The organism is Pseudoalteromonas sp. T1lg21, assembly GCF_002964625.1.
GTDB lineage: Bacteria > Pseudomonadota > Gammaproteobacteria > Enterobacterales > Alteromonadaceae > Pseudoalteromonas > Pseudoalteromonas gelatinilytica.
In genome coordinates this window covers 1-17,264 of sequence record NZ_PQBX01000006.1, presented here as the reverse complement: position 1 = coordinate 17,264, position 17,264 = coordinate 1, and the positions used below count along the sequence as shown (strand labels likewise).

The window sequence follows — 17,264 nt, the reverse complement described above, 5'->3', positions numbered from 1 at the left end:
GAGCCTGTGTAGTGTGGTTGTTCCACATAAATAGGTGATAACGCAGCATCAATGCCAAACACGCGCTGCCCTTCGGGTTCTTTCTAGGGGCGATTAACTCTTTGTTACCTACATGGATGTAGGTAAGGGGCGTGAGCAGGACGCGGTAGCTTTGCTCGATTTTTACTTAGCCCACTAGGTTACAAATCTCGCGCCGCGATAAAATCGCCCCTAGAGTGAACAAAGTCTAATCTACAAAGGACAACACGCCCTTTAAATCAGCGAGCAAGTTTTTTATCAATATATGCACATGACTTAGTGAGTGCTTTTTGACACAAGGTTAAATAATCACGCGCTTTAGGATAGTAAAAAGATAAACAGAAGAGACCTGCAATAAAAAAGATCAACGACGGTCCGGGAATAATGACAAAAACTAATCCCAATAACATGGACAAGGCACCTAAACTGATTAATGCAATTTTTTTCATCTGATTATCTCCATTTGCTGCTTTATTACACAGTATAAAAGTATTGCACCCTAAATCGATAAAAAGAGTGTTACAAACTGTAAAATCTTCAATTTATCTTAGCTATTAGCATGATATAATTTGCAAAATGCCTTAATTTATCACCGTCATGATAGCAACAATAAGCCAACAACAAGCTGCCACAGAACTCGTATCTAATTACTTAGAAACAATTAAAAAACAAGGTTTTAGTGGTGATACCGATGCAAGCTTTTCTACACGTTTAAGTTTATCGACCGATAACAGCGTTTACCAACAAGTACCTCAAGGTGTCATCTTTCCAAAGTCTGCAAAAGACATACAACTTGCTATGCAAATTGCTTCACGTGATCCGTTTTTATCACTGACCTTTGGTCCACGCGGTGGCGGTACGGGTACTAATGGCCAATCGCTAACACCCGGTATAGTTGTTGATTTATCACGTTATATGCGTGAAATCTTAGAAATCAATGTCGAAGAAAACTGGGTACGCGTGCAGACAGGTGTAATCAAAGATCAATTAAATGACTTTTTACGCCCTTATGGTTTTTTCTTTGCCCCCGATTTATCAACAAGTAACCGAGCAACAATCGGTGGCATGATAAATACAGATGCCTCTGGTCAAGGCTCTTTGGTTTATGGCAAAACCAGTGATCACGTTTTAGGCCTTACTACTTATCTTGTTGATGGCACTGAAATGTCAACAACCCCTATGCCTATTGAAAAAGCAAAAGTAATTGCTGAACAAAACACGACTGTAGGTAAATTATATAAAACAGTTATCGATATTGGCCTTGAAAACCGTGATGCTATTTTAGAAAAATTCCCACGTTTAAACCGTTTTCTTACCGGTTACGATTTAGAACATATTTTTTCTGATGATTTACAAACCTTTGATATGAGCCGATTAATTACTGGCTCCGAAGGTTCTTTAGGTATTGTTACAGAAGCGAAACTTAACATTACGCCCATTGCAGAATTTAAGACTTTAATTAACATTAAATACGATAGCTTTGATTCTGCACTTCGTCATTCACCCTTTCTAGTCGCAGCAAATGCAACTTCGGTAGAAACAGTCGACAGTAAAGTGCTTAACCTTGCTCGTGAAGATATCATTTGGCATTCAGTATCGGACTTAATAACCGATGTTGAAAACAAAGATATGCAAGGGCTCAACATGGTTGAGTTTAATGCGGTTTCACCAGAAGACATAAAAGACAAAGTAGACACTCTTTGTAAGTTACTTGATGAATGTGTTGCAAAGCAAACTAATGGCGTGATCGGTTATCAGTTAACGAATGACAAGGCTGATATTTTAAAAATTTATGCAATGCGTAAAAAGTCAGTGGGTCTTTTAGGGAATGTAAAAGGCAATCAAAAACCATTAGCTTTTGCTGAAGATACAGCTGTACCTCCAGAAAACTTAGCAGATTTCATTGTTGAGTTTCGCGAACTTCTCGATAACCACAATCTTCAATATGGTATGTTTGGTCATGTTGATGCTGGCGTATTACACGTAAGACCTGCTTTAGATATGTGTGACCCTGAGCAAGAAAAATTACTTCGTCATATTTCAGATGAAGTCGTTAAATTGACTGCCAAATATGGCGGCTTAATGTGGGGTGAGCACGGCAAAGGATATCGAAGTGAATATGGCCCTGAATTTTTTGGCGAGCATTTATTTACACAACTTCGAAAAATTAAAGCGGCATTTGATCCAAATAACAGAGTAAACCCTGGCAAAATCTGTACGCCAATTGAAAGTAAAGACTCACTCGTTTCTGTTGACGATCAAAAGCGAGCCTGGTTCGACAAAGAAATTTCTATCGATGTTAAAACAGAATTTAATAACGCGATGACCTGTAATGGTAATGGTCTGTGTTTTAACTACGATGAAAAATCACCAATGTGTCCGTCTTATAAAGTAACAGGTGACCGCCGATATTCACCAAAAGGTCGCGCGAGTTTAATGCGCGAATGGTTACGACTTCAAGAGTCTGAAAATATTGATTTACTCAATGTTGAAAAAGAATTGATCAATGGTGAAGTAATCACTTGGTGGGAGCGCTATCAACATAGTCGCGATAAGAAAAAAGGCGTTTATGATTTCTCTCATGAAGTGAAAGAATCAATGGACGAATGTTTAGCTTGTAAAGCATGTACAACTGCATGCCCAATTAAAGTTGACGTACCAACATTCCGTTCACGCTTTTTAAATTTCTACCATAGTTATTATGCACGCCCAGCAAAAGATTACTTAGTAGCAGGCATCGAACAAACTGCGCCGGTGATGGCAAAATTTGCTAAAGTGGTAAATCCAATAGTAAATACAAAACTTGTTTCAGGTTTAATTAAAAATACTATTGGTTATGTTGATACACCAAGTTTAAGCGTACCGCAACTTTCAAAACGTATTTCTAAAGATCAACAATTCAATTTTGAATTACTAAATTCACTTTCCAAAGAACAACAAGCTGAATATGTATTGATAGTTCAAGATCCATTTACGAGTTTTTACGAAGCCGAATTAGTCGAAAGCTTTATTAAAGTCATTAAAGCGTTAGGCAAAAAAGCAATGTTATTACCATTTAAACCTAATGGTAAAGCACAGCATGTAAAAGGGTTTTTAAATGAATTTAAAACAACAGCAAAAAATGCAGCTGAGTTTTTAAATTCACTCAGTGAAATCAATGCACCTTTAGTTGGGCTCGATGCATCTTTGGTTATGTGTTACCGAGATGAATATGTGTCAATTTTAAAAGAGAACCGTGGAGATTTTAAAGTTGAACTTGCGCATGAATGGCTTCAAACGCAAGACTTCAAACAGGTTACTCTTGCCACAAAATCGAATTCGCCATTTAAATTGTTAAGTCATTGTACTGAAACAACAGCTATGCCAAATGCATCTAAAGTTTGGCAAACTATTTTTGCTGATTTAAATTTACAACTAGATACGACTAGTACAGGTTGTTGTGGTATGGCCGGAACCTATGGCCATGAAAAACAAAACCAAGAAAATTCACGCGCACTTTATGAAATGAGTTGGCAACCAATTATTTCTAATAATGAGCCTGAAACTATTTTAGCAACTGGGTTTTCTTGTCGTAGCCAAGTGAAACGCTATGAAAAATTTAAGCCAAAGCATCCACTGCAATTAATTGCAGAGCTACTGTAAGTTTTAAAAAATAAAAAGGCGCTTAACGCGCCTTTTTTATTGGTAACTTTTTGCGATGGGCTTGGTACTCATGCCATGAATAAACACACTAAATAAAATGGTTGTTAATGTTACGGTGGCAATTTGCTCTTTGTTTGTAATTGCTGTATCCATCACCATTAATGTGAAAACAATAGACGCCAAACCTCGTGGACCAAACCAAGCAAATGTAAATTTGTCTTTGAAATTTAGATTAGTAAACATGAGTGAAAGTAGTACCGGCACAATTCTAAAAATCGTCACACTTAATACCGCATAAAAAACAATTGGCCAGGTAATATCATTCACAATTAAGTGACCACATACAAAACCGAATAAACACCAAATCAGTAGCGCAACGAATTCAGCGATATGTTCAGAATCTTTAACTAATGTAGAACGAATTTTTTTAGGTGCTAAGTAATCAAATAAAAGTCCAGCTACAAAAACAGCAATAAAACCACTGCCATGAAAATTTTGTGTTAAAGAGAAAATGGCCATGACTAAACCAATCAATAAAAATGGACTGCTATTATTTGCAAAGTAATGGCGTGCTAATGCAATTTTTAAAAGTGGAATAAAGACGGCCATCGACACGCCTGCAATAACAAGTGCTACTCCTAACTCTCTTGCAAAAACAAGTAGAGTATCAACGGTAGTTACAGCACTTTCTGGATTTTGAGCTAATAAAAGTAAAACTAAAAAAATCGGTACGCAAAGGCCATCGTTCAAACCACTTTCTGTATTTATTCCTTCGCGAACTTTTTCTGGAACCGATGTGCATTCTAAAATTCCCTTACTAAGCGCGGCATCAGTTGGCGTTAAGATCACCGCAATCAAAGCAGATTGAAAAAGTGACAATTCAGAAAAGAAAAATAAAGCACCGGCCACACCTAACAATAATGTCATTGGTAAAGCGACAAAAAGTAATAGGCTAGGGTACTGATAACTATGTTTTAATACAGGAAGTTTTGATTTTGCTGCATCGGTGAATAAAAAAATACTGAGTGTGAGTTCAACCAAAGGTAAAATGTCGCTGAGTCCGGCTTCGCCTAATTTGAACTCACTTGGTAAAAAGTAAGACATTGCAATTCCGACCAACACAAAAAACATTGGCCCGGTAATTTCAGTTCTCTCTAATTGCCGAATCGTCAGTGAGTAAAACAATAAAGCTAAACCGACTAATGCAAGTATTGTATATTCCATTAGATTTTCCTTTTTATTCCAGACTTTGCGCGTTCTTTTATATTAGTTTGAATATAAATTTGATCTGTCGTAGCAATTTTTGCATGACCTAAATCTTCAGATAAATGCTTAAGAGGTCTTGTTTGCGCATCGTGTGTTGCACCGGTATGTCTTAGCCAGTGAGCAGTGGCTGCTTCAAGTTGTTCCGCATCATCTTTAAAGCCGTCATCTAATAATGATTGTTTTGCTAAATCAAAACTTTGCTGTACTAAACGGCGAATTTGTCGAACAGTCATTCCCCCTTTACCACGAATTTTGTGAACAAGCGGTTCAGCTTCATCAACGCGGGGCAGGGCAGGTAGACCACGGTAAAGTCTGTAACGTTTTAGATACGTGATAAAATCTTCGCTTAAAGTAACATCACGTAATTTATTACCTTTCCCCATTATTCTTAAAAACCAAAAGCCATCATTATCTTGCCAAAAATGTGACATAACGGGTGACCACTGAGGTCGTTCTGATAACTCAGATATTCGTAAGTACAACCCTTTTAAGCAAGCAAGAGTGAATAAATTTCTTTCTAAATCAGGTTGTTGTTCACATAAATCCCGAGTAACACCAAAAACATATTCCCATTGAATATCACTGAGTGTATCGGGGATTTTGATTTGCGATTGCACCACTAAGTAAGGGCTATTCTTTTTAACAACGGGTACAAAGTTAGCAAATGTTTTTTCTTCTAAAATTGCGAACTTATAAAAAACATTGAGTGCTGTAAACATAGCAGCGAGTGTTTGTTGGCTAGCAATATTTTCTTTATTAATGAAAGGGCGCCAATTTGTATTTAGTCGTCTTATCCCTTGTTCATCTTTATAACGCCATTGCACTGAATTTGATAACCAGGCTGAATCTGGTTCAACCATAAAATCAACATAAGCTTCAATATCGTCACGTTTTAGATCAAATACCGATTTTTCAGCAACCAACCACGACCATAAACAAAAACGCTCAAGCTCATTTCGAAAACGATTAAATGTGGCTTCTGATTTTCGGCCATACACATACAAAAACTGATAAAGAAAAACTAAGTCATTTTTTGATTCAGCAACAGTCAATCCAACGTGATGTATAAAGTTATCAAGTTCTGGATATTCTGTTACAAGAGTATCATCTTCAAGATGGGCAATTTGGTAACGCAGTTGTTTTAGTGTATCGACGAGAGCAACGAGCATAATGATGTAATTTCTTGTAAAATAACTAGTTATAAGATTACCATAAAGTCCGATACTGTCTAGTATTGGACTTAAGATATCTTTAGTATTTGCAACATTTACTAGATTGCCATACTAATATTCAAGGAATATGTATGAAAAAGTATATCGCTATTAGTTTAGTTTTGATCACGACAATTTTAACCGGTTGCGCTACTACAGGTAGTGCATCACCCGATGAAAAACGTGCTTTAGTGCAAAGCATGAAAAATAATACATTAAGTAAGCTTTATGCACAAAAACCAGATGTTAAACAACAAATAGCAAACTCTGCCGGTTACGCGGTTTTTGATAATGCCAACGTCAATGTTGTTTTAGCCAGTTTTGGTGGTGGTTATGGTGTAGTAAAAAATAACTTAACCGGTAAATCAACTTATATGAATATGGGTGAAGCAGGTTTGGGCCTAGGTTTAGGTGTTAAAGACTTTAATGTTGTGATGGTTTTTCATAATCAAGCGGCAGTAAATCGCTTTATTGAACACGGATGGGCATTCGGTGGAAACGCTGATGCAGCGGCAAAATATGAAGATAAAGGTGGTGCTTTAGTTGCTGAAGCAATTGCCGACCAAGTAACCGTTTATTCTTTAACCGAAAATGGCCTTGCACTACAAGCCGTACTCAAAGGCACCAAGTTTTGGGTCGATTCTGAGCTAAATTAAGCAATTTAAAACCCTTCTAAAAGTGGGCTAGTTAGCAACCTAACTCCCACTTTTAATTATTTTACATGATTTAACATAACATTTCTGGTAGGTAATGAGCGTCTATCTAGGTCTTGTGACTTAAGGGTTTGTATATTTTTTCCCCGCCAATATGACGGGGGTACAAATGACTTAGGCGACATATTGGCGCCATAATTTAGCTCTTTCTTCGTCACCTGCTTTTTCAGCCTTTGCGACCTCAATAGCGGCCACAACTTTAAAGGGGTCGGGATGTTTACCGATTGTTGCGATCATCAATGCGTTATCCTCGCTAAATTCACGGTTTCCAACTCTAATTTTAGATACAGCTTGTTTTGATATGCCTAGTAGCTTGGCCGTCATATAGTCAGACTCAATATCCACAGTGGCTTTAAACCAATCTAGTAGTTCGATTGAATTGCGTATTTTCATAACTTTTCTCATTCAGGCCGCAGATGCAGAAGCATAAAATAATCTAATTACAGCGTATTTCAAGGTAGTCACGATGTTGACTTAGTCGACATTGCGGATACTATAAAAATACCTCGAGAGAGGTGTCATTCAGGTCAGCGGGGCGGCTGAGGGGGTCGCATTCTTTAGTTTAGCCCCGTTCTCTTAATTTGACATGAATGGCTAACTTAAACGTCCCTGAATGGATTAGAAGCGATGACAGACATATCAAAAAATTTAAGCTTAGAAACGGCTTTTGGCACAAAAATTTTCCTTAACCTAAATACAGGCATTATTTCTTCACATGGCGGTGCTGCTGTGTATTTTGAAAAGCTTCACTTTGTAGATGACGTCGAATTAATTTATGGGATACGCAATGGTGAATATTGCGGCTCGTTTCAAGTCTTGCCCCAGGAGTATCTAAAGCTAAAATCAGAAGCTAAAGCCCTTAACCTATTACATAAACCAGCCTAGTGCTGGTTTTTGTGTTTATAGCTAAAGCTATTACGGTAGCTTTAGCTATAAACACACTCGTTAAATAAACGGTTACGGGGCTTTAGCGCTTAAATTGGATCATAGTGTTTTGTGGTTTAAGTGTGCCGTAGTCGTGGGGCCTGAGTGTCCCAATAGGGTTACCACGGGAACAATACCAACAACCCTACCTGTACGAAGCGATAGCGGCAACGGCTAGGACAGGCGCCCAACTGGGGTAATACAAGGCTCGCAACCTTGCGCATAATCACCGTTAGGAATACGGCCAACGCTATGAGAGTGAGCAGGGGTATCAGGGGCGCATAGGTTGAAAGCGCTTGAATAGTCACTCTTGCGGTTTGTTTACCAGGGCAAACCGCCATCCGAAGCAACGGCTTACCAGTGCGCACTGAGCCAGTGTGTACTGATAAGCCCCTAAAGCGGCTTTGGGTGTGGCGCCTACATTGCAATTAGCATAAGTACCGATTGAGTTCGGTTAATCTTATAGCGGTTTGCAAGGGGCTTGCTGCACCCGAAGCGCAGCGAGGTGCAGCAAGTGGGTAAAGAGTCCTCAGCCCTTTTAGGGCGCGCATTTTCCCCAGGTGAAAAGCCCCGCAGGGGCCATCATTTTCCTGGGCTGCAATGGCTCTTTATTGCGGCCCATACAACCGCGGGGCGTAAGTGAGGAGCAAGGCCCTGCAAGGGCAACATTACCCGCGCCCTTTAGGGCGCAAAAAAAAACTGGCCTGATTTGATAAAAAAGCAAAGAAAACTTTATTGGGCGGTGCGGTATGTGCGTCAACAAGACGCGGAGCGGCTTTTGTCCACATATCCACGGCTTATTGTATTGTGCGGTAAGTTGGCAACAAGGCGCGAAGCGGCTTTTGTCCACTTATCCACAAATTTCGTTTTTTTCGTTAAAAAACAGGTGGTTAAAGTTAAATGTCTGAATCTATTAGTAAAATACATTCCCAAGTTGAACAAGTTGTATTGCTTGAAAAAGAAGTCGAAGCCGCTAGCGCGTTAAGTGTTAAACCTAAAGCCCTGGCATTGGCTAAAGCACAGCGTAAGTTATCCGTATTGCTTATCAAGGAAGTAATCGCCCTGCGTCATGATGTTGATCAGCTACAGAGGGAGCGCTCACATGGGTAAAGCAGTTCTAGGCAAAATCACATGCCCTCATTGCGGCAGTACCGAAGCAACCGTACACGAGCAAGCAAGCCGTTCAGCCCGTTTATATTACCGCTGCATGGATGGCCCACATGGCCCTTGCGGCACAATTCAATGCACACTCCCGGGAGGGCAAAAATTCATTCGTGACAACATGCGCCCACTTAATGGCGTAGAAATTGACGAAGCCGCACACGAAGCTGCTGAGGTTGCCCGGGAAGAACAAACCAAAGTTGCAGAAAAGCAAAGCAAGCGTAAATCAGGTTTATTAGATGCCATTTTTGGAGATGACGATGAGTAGCAACGACGAATTAGAAAACGAGGTGCCAGAGCAGCAAATTGATGATATTGCCAATCGCTTAGGTACGCCTAACTTTGATGTTTTTGGGGATGATGACAGCCCAGATATTACCAAACAGATCCTTGCAGAGGATGGCTCGAAGGAAAAGCCGAAAATTAACCCTGGTGATCTCCTTTCTACCATGATTGTGTTTGGCACTAACTACCTTGCAGCAAGGCGTGGTCCACACTGGGAATTGCGCGAAGATGAAGCGCGAGAACTAAGCCATTGTATTGATGAAGCCATGCCTGATGTTGAAATGTCACCACTTTGGGCATTAGGCGCTGTATCTGTTGGGATATTTGCCCCACGCATTATGACCGATATTAGTATAAGCCAGGAACTAGAGGAGCAAAGCGACAATGAAGAAACCGCCGAAGCAACAACTGCTAAAACGCCATGATGCCAGTTTACCTAACCGAAATATGCTGATAGTGGGCGCCAGTGGTAGCGGTAAATCAGCGTTTTTACGTAAAACGGTGGACTTTAAACAGCCTCGTATTGTTGCTTGGGACCCTGATGAAGATTACAAACTCCCCCGGGTGCGCTCGATGGCCGCATTCGAAAAGCTGGTAAAAAAATCAGGATTTGGGCCAATTCGTTGTGCGTTAACGGTTAGGCCAACAGAAGAAAACTTTGAGAAATGGGCCGCCCTGGTATTTGCTATTTGTCACCAAGCGGCGCCAATGGATATTTTAGCCGATGAAATAGCCGATGTTACCCGCATTGGTAAAGCGCCGCCTAATTGGGGTGAGCTATGCCGTAAAGTACGTAAGTATGGGGCTAGGCTTTGCGCCATTACACAGCGGCCACAGGAGTCAGATAAAACCATACTTAACCAAGTTGAGTTTACCTGGTGCGGGGCGCTTAAAACGTCCGCCAGTTATAACTATATGGCTAAGGAAATGGATGTATCAGTGCAAGAACTTAAATCAATTGTGAATATTGATCGTAAACAAATTCAGTATTGGATACGCAAAGGAACCGAAGCGGCCAAGCTGGAAACGATTAAATTTTAGCTAAAGCTACCAACCAAAAAAAATTTACAGGCCGTATTCGCTATAAGTAAAGCTAATACGGCCTTTTTTATTCCCCTTTAGGTTACAGACTCCATTCCGTGCAACTACATTTGGAGCCGCACATGTTAACTAAAAATCGTTTGATCACCGTTGGTATCACGTTAGCCGCTTTTGCTGTTATCAACAAAGTTCGCGTACTGCGTCCTGTTAAAAACTTAATTAACTAGGAGACGTCAATGCGCAATATTTCAAAACTACCAAGTATTACAGGCGTTGAAGCTGGTAACACTGTTTCATTAGACGTTCCCGTTGGCCTGACATACGACAAAATTCACCTTAAGTATTCAGGTGTGACAGCTGCACAGCTTAAAAATATTCGTATTGAGCTAAACGGCAAGCTGTTAACCGAGTACAAAACGTTGCAAGCGCTGCTTAATGAAAACAACATGTTTAAACGTGAAACGTTAAACGACTATGCAACATTCCACTTTGTACGTGACGAGTTAAAGAGTGCGCAAGGCCCTCAACTTGTTGAGCAACGATTCTTTGCGTTGGGTACCGCAGGTTTATCAACTGTTCAAATCAAATTTGATATTGATGCCGCTGCGGAAGCTCCAGCGTTAGAAGCTTATGCAGAAAAATCAGATGCCGCTATGCCTGGTTGGTTGTTCAAACGCCGTTCGTTCTTTAAGAACCTGGTTGTTGGTACGACTGAAATGGAAAACATTCCACGTCCAGTTGGTGCGCACATTGCGCAAATTATCATTAAGGCGCCAGGTGTTACAGGTGCGGAGTTCTTAGTTGATAACGTTAAGTGGCGTGAAAACATTCCGCTGGCATTACACAACCACATCTTACAACAGCATGGCCGTAGCCCGCGTGTTGACGAGTATTTGATTGATTTCATGCTTGAGGGCGATATGTACGGCACGTTGAAGATTGACCAGGCTATTCGTGATATGCGTTTACGTATTGACTCAGACACTGAGGGCCAAGCGGAAGTTATCGTGTATTACTTTGCAGATTACGCAAAATCAAACTTCTAATAAGGGGGCTATATGTTACCTAACATGATAGGCGCCACAGGTGCAGCAATAGGCAGTAACATTTTGCCTGTTGGTGCGGCACAACCAACTAGCTCTATTTGGGGTGATATGGGCGGGTTTTTGTCTGATGCTGTTGCCAGCTACGGTCAATATGAAGCCATTAAAGCCGCTAAAAACAGCACAGGTCAAGGCCGTATGGAGTACAGCAGTACGCCAGAGCTTAAGAACGGTGCAGCGCGTTTAGTGGATCAACAAATTCCCCAGGCGAACAGTAACCAGCAAACTGAAACCATGGTGTTTGGCTTCCCACAAAAAAACGTGATCATGGCGTTTGGTGGCTTGCTGGTACTTGGGCTAATCCTTAAGGGGCGTAGCTAATGCAGAATCCAAAAAGCTTTAAGTACTTTGCGTATGGCGTGGCTGTGGCCGCTGTTGGTGCGTTAGTGGCCGAGGTTGGCCGTTCACTTTACCGTAAGCACTTCGGGGGTGAGTAATGGGGCCATTAACAAGTGGCGGCGGTATGAGCAATTCCAGTGCGGCAAGCTCCGGCACTGGAGACCAGGCCGCGAGTGTTGGCTTTCAAGGTGGCAATATTAACTTTGGCTCTAGCAACAATAATCAATTGCTGATTATCGGCGCCGTGGCCTTAGTGGCCTTGTTCTTACTTAAGAAATAACAATGCGTATCGCACACAGTAGCGAACTGGAAAACATCAAAACAGCAGCTGGAAACCTCAATGATTACGCTGAAATTAAGCGACAAATAGACCTAAGCCAGGCTTTACTTGTTGAGTTCCAAAACTGCTACTGTGTGCTTCGCCTGGATGATGACGGCTTATGTGTTGTGTGCGCTGAGGGTCAAAACTTACTTAAAATAGCCCCTCACATTGTCCGTATAGCAAAGACGCTAAACGCCCCATCAATTGTATTTCATACCAAACGAAAAGCCCTACAGCGCTATTTACGCGCTTTCAATTTTAACTATGAAATGACCGACACCAGCGGCCATTTTGTTTATAGGATGGTTTTATAATGGGTAGTAAATCCAGTTCAGACAGCCGCCAACAAACCAATAACACCAGCACGTCTTTGGGCGTTCAAGGTGATAATACGGGTTATATGACGGTAGGCAATGGGAACACCTACAACATACAGCAAACAGACCACGGGTTAATAGATGGTTTAGTGACTATTGGCGGTAACTTGGCCGATAACGTCACTCAGGCGTTTAATGCTGCCAACGATATGACGTATCAAAACAACATCATGACCGAGAATGTCACCAGTGATGCGTTTAATTATGCCCGTGATGTAAACAGCGACAGCTTAGGCTTTGCTGAGGAAGTGACAGGCCAATACGGTGATATCGTGCGTGCTGGCTTCGGTTTTGGTCAAGATGCGTTAGACAGCGTGACATCAATGGGCAGTGATGCCCTGGCATTTGGTTCAGATGCGTTAGCGCTAAATAGCAATCTGGCATCAGATAGCATTATGGCCCAAAACTATTTGGCTGAAACCTCTATCGAAGCAAACAGCGAGTTGGCCCGTGACGTCGCTGGCCTGTCTGAGTCTATGCACCAAACAAACACCGCATTTGCAAATAATGCACTGTTAAGTTCGCTTGATGCCATTGGCGATAGTAATGACCGGGTATCTGAATTGGCCTATTTTACAGCCAATAACAGCAGCGACTTAGCCCGTGATTTTGCCACAGGCACAGCCCAAGCATATGCCGATGCAAGCAAACAAACCTTACTTGCCAGTGAGCAAGCGCTCCAGTTTGTAGACGATATGAGCCGAAGCGATGACAGCCAACTAGCTAAAGATACTAACAAAACCATGATATGGGTTGTTGCGGGTATGGCGGGTATTTTTGCCCTGGCGATCACAATGGGGAAACGATAATGCTTTTACGTAAAACCTTAAAACCAAACTGGCCCGTTGAAATTAACCAGGTCGGCCAATTTATTAAACTTATGAGTTGCGAGGATACGTTGCGTTTAACAGCGACACGCAGCGGCAGCGAAGTTGTAACGACAGATGCTAAAGCAGGGTTTGAGCTTGCAGCCGTTGAGCAGTTCGACAAGTTAACACTAACCTCAGACATAGAGCAGAAAATTGAAATCTGGGTATCTAAACACAAGCTCAATTATGATGCGCTTAGTACTAAAGCAAGTCGATCACAGTCGTTTTTAACAGAGCACTATGGCGAGTCTCAGCAGATATTACCTTATGACCCAAGCCAATCTAAAGTTACGATTTTATCCGAATCTGAGTTTTGGGTAGGCGGAGAGGGTGTTGATAATTTTAACGGGATACGCGTGTTACCTGATACTCCGTATGTGCATGATAGCGCTTCGCCATTGAGCGCTTTTATCAATCAACCAAAATCATTTAAAGCCCTTGTTGAGAATCCAACTGTTATAGAGCAAACAGGGATTGCTTATAGCAACAATTCAGCGAGAAAAATTAATGAATCCCTTATTTATATACATGGTGGATACACACAAAATTCAAACACAGGTATTTACAACCTCGTTAATGGCCAGCTAAACAAAATTTACTTTAGTGGTGTTGCGGGTAACTTTATTGGTGCGCCTTTCATGTATAACGGCGATATGTATGCAGTTATGAAAACCAATGTTACAGGCGGGTATATTCGCATTGCTAAGATTGATTCCAGCGGCAATGTGCTTAGTATGGCCGAATACTCAGCACCTGACGGCTTATCCCAGCGTTGTAGTATGTTTGATGGTGTAAAGCTGTATATTTCTGGCTCACAAGACAGTGGTACGGGTCGGGCTGACGTGACAGTTATAAATATGCTCACAAACGAAGTGAATCAATATCCAGTTTCAATTAACGCGGGCAGCTCGTCACTGCGAATTGATGAAATGTTTCACGACCAAGTTACAGGCGAGTTCTGGTTGGTTATTGGTAAAGCTCTTTATCGCGGTGATATTCTCACCGATACATATGAGCATATTATTACAACAGACCAGCCAATTAAGAACATTGACCCGATTTATCATAACGAGTATGTGGTTTTTCATTCAGGTAATGATGAGTCCAGCAAAGCGCATTTAATAGAGCGCGACACAAAAACCGACCTAGCAAGCACCTTGTACGCATCAATGATGTACTTGGATGACAACACGCTGATTTACATGAAAAGTGATGGTATATACCAGTCAACTGACATGCTTGCATCGGCAACACTTGAATTTCCATTTAACAGTGAAGTGCTTGACCCTAAAACATCACAATCAATAGCAAGTGGCTTGGGGTTGTTTGTGTTTACGGAAAACCAAGACGGTAACCGCTCGATGTTGCGCTTTGAAATGGTAGCAGATACAAGCACACCGAAAGCGGTATTCCGTGTGTTTAAGGAGTCATTCTAATGTCTCAAAACACGATGATCACCTTAACGTTCGTTACTATTATTTTGCTATCTGGAGTGCTGTATATGGCTAAATCTAAAGGCTTACGCAATAACAATCCCCTTAACATTGAAGAAAACGGCACTGCCTGGGAAGGCAAAGCGGGGGATGATGGCCGCTTTGTTATCTTTGAAAGCGTTGAACATGGCTTAAGAGCAGCAGGGCGCATACTGCGCACTTACGCCACGAAATACCAGCTAACCACCATTGCCGGCATTATTTCACGCTGGGCGCCACCGTCTGAAAACGACACACAAAACTACATCAATTTTGTGAGTAACAAAACAGGCATACAAGCGAATCAGCATTTAACTAGGTCAGACTACCCGCAAGTATTAGCGGCCATGATACACATGGAAAATGGTTCACAACCGTTTAGCCTGGATAAAATACGCCAGGGCTTTGAGTGGGGGTTTTATGGGTAAATTCCTAAACACCAACTTTAAGTGGTTATTGCTGGCCGCAGCTGCGATGTATTTCTACCGTAAAACAGACGAAGCTGTAAGCAAAGTGACAAGGCCGGTAGCCGCTGCATTGGCCGAAATACAGTTTGCAGTCAATGGCAGTAATTACATCAAATACCCGAACCCTGGTTTTTATTTAAACCCTGATAAGTTAGATCACAATCACCGAGTGAAAAATAAGACCTGGCTTAAGGGAATGTATTTGGCCCACGATGACCACGAAGAATACATCGAACAGATATTCGATAGCACATTGCAACTCAAGGCGCCTTACATCCCCTTAATTGGCGGCATCGTTAACGCTGGCAGCATAGCAACCGCGCTTAAGGGGTAACACATGGATACAAACACACTTATCGTTATAGGCGTACAAGTAGGGGGCTTTATTGCCACTGTAGCCACGTTAAAAAATGACATTAACTGGCTGAAAGTCATCATCAACAAACAAGACGAGCGTATTAAAAAGCTGGAGGAAAAACTATGTTAGCAACCGTCGGTAAATACTTAGCCGTAAAACTACTCACAGAAGCGTTTTTAAAGCGTGTTTGCCTTGCAACGGCCAAACACCTAGCAAGTAAAACAGAAAACGACTTAGACAATGAACTTGTCAGCGCCTTAAGTGATGCGCTAAAGTAATCGGACTCCTAAAGGAAAAAGCCCTGGCATAAATCACCAGGGCTTTTTTTATTGTGCTTTTCTAAGTGGGGTTACTTGCTCTAGTTCCTTGGCTTCCTCGTTCATTTGTTTTTGTAAATGCTTAACTACAATATCATTCCAGTTTGAGGATATATCAATTAATTCTTCGCCCATCTCTTTTATACGCTCTCGAGAGTTAACCAGGCTTTTCAAATGGTCAATTTCAGCACGTAGGTTAACGATGGTTGAATCTTTAAAGCGGGTGCTTTGCTGGAGGATCCAAACGCGCTCTAAATAATTAGGCTCAAAACGGCGTCCTGCAGGTGTCCATAAATAACCGTTAGGGCAAATGTAAAAGCCTTTCCAGCGGCCAGCCTGGATAATGCCACCTGCAATTTTTTGTTCTAATAATTTCAGGGCACGTTTACACGGGTTATTGGTTTTGATCCAACGCTCCAGCGTTCGCTCAGATGCGTCTAAATACTCAATTGCGGCTTTTCTATCTAACATACCATTGCCATTTACGAAGCCAGCTTTACGCAGTGTAGTTTTAAAATCGGTCATTTTTACTCCTTTGAATGTTCGATTTTGTTAATCCAACATTCATTTTTTCAGGAAAAAACGCCCATAACGGGGAACAGAAAAATAAAATTTGAAAAAAAGATCCTTTTTTTTGAAAAAAGATCGAAAAAAATGAAAAGTTATAAAAACAAGGCTTTGAGGGGTTATTTTGCCTGAACTGTAATAGTGGCCTGAAAAGCGACAAAATAACGGTATTTAACATAACGTAATTTATGGGCTATCTACGATACCGCAAATGCGGGGTCACTACTTGACCAGTTAGACTCGCAGCTGCAAGGATTCCCGCAATACACGCAGCGCTAATCTTTTTTACAATATCAGACCAAATTTTACCTTCTTCCTTCGATTTTGATTTTTCGATAGCAAGTTTTAGTAAAGCTTCTTTTTGATCCATACCTACGATATTAGCAAGGTTAATACATTGGTTAGCGGTTAAATGGCGCTTGCCTTGTTTTATCTGAGTTAGGTTTCCAGAGTTGAATTCAGAAAAATCTGAAACAACTTGTTTGTCCTGAGTATAACCTTTAAAAATTTTATACTTTTCAATTAGTTCGTAACTAAAGTTCATAGCGTTCTCCTCACTTTTTTCATTATAACTTTAAATCCTGATAAATAAAAAGTTGACAATTGTCAAAGATGACAATTACACTGCGTCAAATTGTCAATTTTGACAAATAGTATTTTTAACAAGGATTCCGGTTTGAAATTCTACCTCCAATACATAGCTGGCATTGAAGAATACGCGCTAGGTTTCAATAAAATTGAACACCCGCTTATGTATTCGTCACGCGCTGAAGCTATGGCTTTTTGCATAGACTATGCAAGTGGAGAACCTT

23 protein-coding genes are annotated in these 17,264 nt (G+C 41.1%); 17 read left to right on the top strand and 6 right to left on the bottom strand.

Annotation, left to right across the window (positions count from 1 at the left end; translation table 11 throughout):
* Positions 1-257: 257 nt before the first annotated feature.
* Positions 258-467: a PGPGW domain-containing protein gene (locus C2M25_RS04715; protein WP_063703756.1), complete on the bottom strand. Its 210-nt coding sequence runs from the start codon at positions 465-467 to the stop codon at positions 258-260.
* 148 nt (positions 468-615) lie between these two features.
* Between C2M25_RS04715 and ydiJ the strand changes: the two genes are divergently transcribed.
* Positions 616-3,660, top strand: coding sequence for a D-2-hydroxyglutarate dehydrogenase YdiJ (ydiJ, locus tag C2M25_RS04710; protein ID WP_105180556.1), 3,045 nt, complete (start codon positions 616-618; stop codon positions 3,658-3,660).
* A 36-nt stretch (positions 3,661-3,696) separates the two neighbouring features.
* Here the strand turns inward: ydiJ and C2M25_RS04705 are convergent, their stop codons facing one another.
* Positions 3,697-4,884 carry a cation:proton antiporter gene (locus tag C2M25_RS04705; protein WP_105180555.1) on the bottom strand — a complete coding sequence of 396 codons (1,188 nt, stop codon included), beginning with the start codon at positions 4,882-4,884 and terminating at the stop codon, positions 3,697-3,699.
* Positions 4,884-6,095 carry a tyrosine-type recombinase/integrase gene (locus tag C2M25_RS04700; RefSeq protein WP_105180554.1) on the bottom strand — a complete coding sequence of 404 codons (1,212 nt, stop codon included), beginning with the start codon at positions 6,093-6,095 and terminating at the stop codon, positions 4,884-4,886. Before C2M25_RS04700 ends, C2M25_RS04705 begins: the two co-directional genes overlap by 1 nt.
* Positions 6,096-6,229: 134 nt before the next feature.
* Between C2M25_RS04700 and C2M25_RS04695 the strand changes: the two genes are divergently transcribed.
* Complete coding sequence (locus C2M25_RS04695) at positions 6,230-6,793, top strand: YSC84-related protein (RefSeq protein ID WP_105173362.1); 564 nt, start codon at positions 6,230-6,232, stop codon at positions 6,791-6,793.
* 171 nt (positions 6,794-6,964) lie between these two features.
* On the opposite strand, the gene C2M25_RS04690 is transcribed toward C2M25_RS04695, so the two are convergent.
* Entirely contained in the window at positions 6,965-7,243 is a 279-nt protein-coding gene (locus C2M25_RS04690; protein WP_105180553.1) for a hypothetical protein, read from the bottom strand.
* 234 nt (positions 7,244-7,477) lie between these two features.
* On the opposite strand from C2M25_RS04690, the gene C2M25_RS04685 reads away from it, so the two are divergent.
* From C2M25_RS04685 to C2M25_RS21805, 15 genes are all read left to right on the top strand, one after another.
* Positions 7,478-7,735, top strand: coding sequence for a hypothetical protein (locus C2M25_RS04685; RefSeq protein ID WP_105180552.1), 258 nt, complete (start codon positions 7,478-7,480; stop codon positions 7,733-7,735).
* 939 nt (positions 7,736-8,674) lie between these two features.
* A complete protein-coding gene (locus tag C2M25_RS04680; protein ID WP_105180551.1) occupies positions 8,675-8,884 on the top strand; it encodes a hypothetical protein in 210 nt (69 codons plus the stop codon).
* Positions 8,877-9,203 carry a hypothetical protein gene (locus C2M25_RS04675; protein ID WP_105180550.1) on the top strand — a complete coding sequence of 109 codons (327 nt, stop codon included), beginning with the start codon at positions 8,877-8,879 and terminating at the stop codon, positions 9,201-9,203. The genes C2M25_RS04680 and C2M25_RS04675 overlap by 8 nt, the downstream gene beginning before the upstream one ends.
* Positions 9,196-9,645 (top strand): hypothetical protein, encoded by a 450-nt coding sequence (locus C2M25_RS04670; RefSeq protein WP_105180549.1) that lies wholly within the window; start codon positions 9,196-9,198, stop codon positions 9,643-9,645. The genes C2M25_RS04675 and C2M25_RS04670 overlap by 8 nt, the downstream gene beginning before the upstream one ends.
* The gene (locus C2M25_RS04665) at positions 9,605-10,261 is read left to right on the top strand and encodes an ATP-binding protein (RefSeq protein WP_105180548.1); all 657 of its coding nucleotides are present in this window, start codon (positions 9,605-9,607) and stop codon (positions 10,259-10,261) included. The genes C2M25_RS04670 and C2M25_RS04665 overlap by 41 nt, the downstream gene beginning before the upstream one ends.
* Before the next feature lie 236 nt (positions 10,262-10,497).
* Positions 10,498-11,307, top strand: a complete 810-nt coding sequence (locus tag C2M25_RS04660) for a major capsid protein P2 (protein ID WP_105180547.1) — start codon at positions 10,498-10,500, stop codon at positions 11,305-11,307.
* A 12-nt stretch (positions 11,308-11,319) separates the two neighbouring features.
* Positions 11,320-11,685 (top strand): hypothetical protein, encoded by a 366-nt coding sequence (locus tag C2M25_RS04655; RefSeq protein WP_234003533.1) that lies wholly within the window; start codon positions 11,320-11,322, stop codon positions 11,683-11,685.
* Positions 11,686-11,800: 115 nt separating this feature from the next.
* Positions 11,801-11,983: a hypothetical protein gene (locus C2M25_RS04650; protein ID WP_105180546.1), complete on the top strand. Its 183-nt coding sequence runs from the start codon at positions 11,801-11,803 to the stop codon at positions 11,981-11,983.
* Positions 11,984-11,985: 2 nt separating this feature from the next.
* Positions 11,986-12,339 (top strand): hypothetical protein, encoded by a 354-nt coding sequence (locus tag C2M25_RS04645; RefSeq protein WP_105180545.1) that lies wholly within the window; start codon positions 11,986-11,988, stop codon positions 12,337-12,339.
* Positions 12,339-13,211 (top strand): hypothetical protein, encoded by an 873-nt coding sequence (locus tag C2M25_RS04640; RefSeq protein WP_105180544.1) that lies wholly within the window; start codon positions 12,339-12,341, stop codon positions 13,209-13,211. The genes C2M25_RS04645 and C2M25_RS04640 overlap by 1 nt, the downstream gene beginning before the upstream one ends.
* Positions 13,211-14,707 carry a hypothetical protein gene (locus C2M25_RS04635; RefSeq protein ID WP_105180543.1) on the top strand — a complete coding sequence of 499 codons (1,497 nt, stop codon included), beginning with the start codon at positions 13,211-13,213 and terminating at the stop codon, positions 14,705-14,707. The genes C2M25_RS04640 and C2M25_RS04635 overlap by 1 nt, the downstream gene beginning before the upstream one ends.
* On the top strand, positions 14,707-15,171 hold the full coding sequence (locus tag C2M25_RS04630; protein ID WP_105180542.1) for a virion protein: 465 nt from the start codon (positions 14,707-14,709) through the stop codon (positions 15,169-15,171). The genes C2M25_RS04635 and C2M25_RS04630 overlap by 1 nt, the downstream gene beginning before the upstream one ends.
* Positions 15,164-15,544 carry a hypothetical protein gene (locus C2M25_RS04625; RefSeq protein WP_105180541.1) on the top strand — a complete coding sequence of 127 codons (381 nt, stop codon included), beginning with the start codon at positions 15,164-15,166 and terminating at the stop codon, positions 15,542-15,544. The genes C2M25_RS04630 and C2M25_RS04625 overlap by 8 nt, the downstream gene beginning before the upstream one ends.
* A gap of 3 nt (positions 15,545-15,547) precedes the next feature.
* Positions 15,548-15,697: a hypothetical protein gene (locus C2M25_RS21810; RefSeq protein WP_199775149.1), complete on the top strand. Its 150-nt coding sequence runs from the start codon at positions 15,548-15,550 to the stop codon at positions 15,695-15,697.
* Positions 15,691-15,846 carry a hypothetical protein gene (locus C2M25_RS21805; protein ID WP_199775148.1) on the top strand — a complete coding sequence of 52 codons (156 nt, stop codon included), beginning with the start codon at positions 15,691-15,693 and terminating at the stop codon, positions 15,844-15,846. Before C2M25_RS21810 ends, C2M25_RS21805 begins: the two co-directional genes overlap by 7 nt.
* Positions 15,847-15,894: 48 nt before the next feature.
* Here the strand turns inward: C2M25_RS21805 and C2M25_RS04620 are convergent, their stop codons facing one another.
* Both C2M25_RS04620 and C2M25_RS04615 read right to left on the bottom strand, forming a co-directional pair.
* Positions 15,895-16,410, bottom strand: a complete 516-nt coding sequence (locus tag C2M25_RS04620) for a DUF3653 domain-containing protein (RefSeq protein WP_105180540.1) — start codon at positions 16,408-16,410, stop codon at positions 15,895-15,897.
* Between the two features lie 235 nt (positions 16,411-16,645).
* On the bottom strand, positions 16,646-16,996 hold the full coding sequence (locus C2M25_RS04615; protein WP_105180539.1) for a DUF3693 domain-containing protein: 351 nt from the start codon (positions 16,994-16,996) through the stop codon (positions 16,646-16,648).
* Positions 16,997-17,264 lie beyond the last annotated feature (268 nt).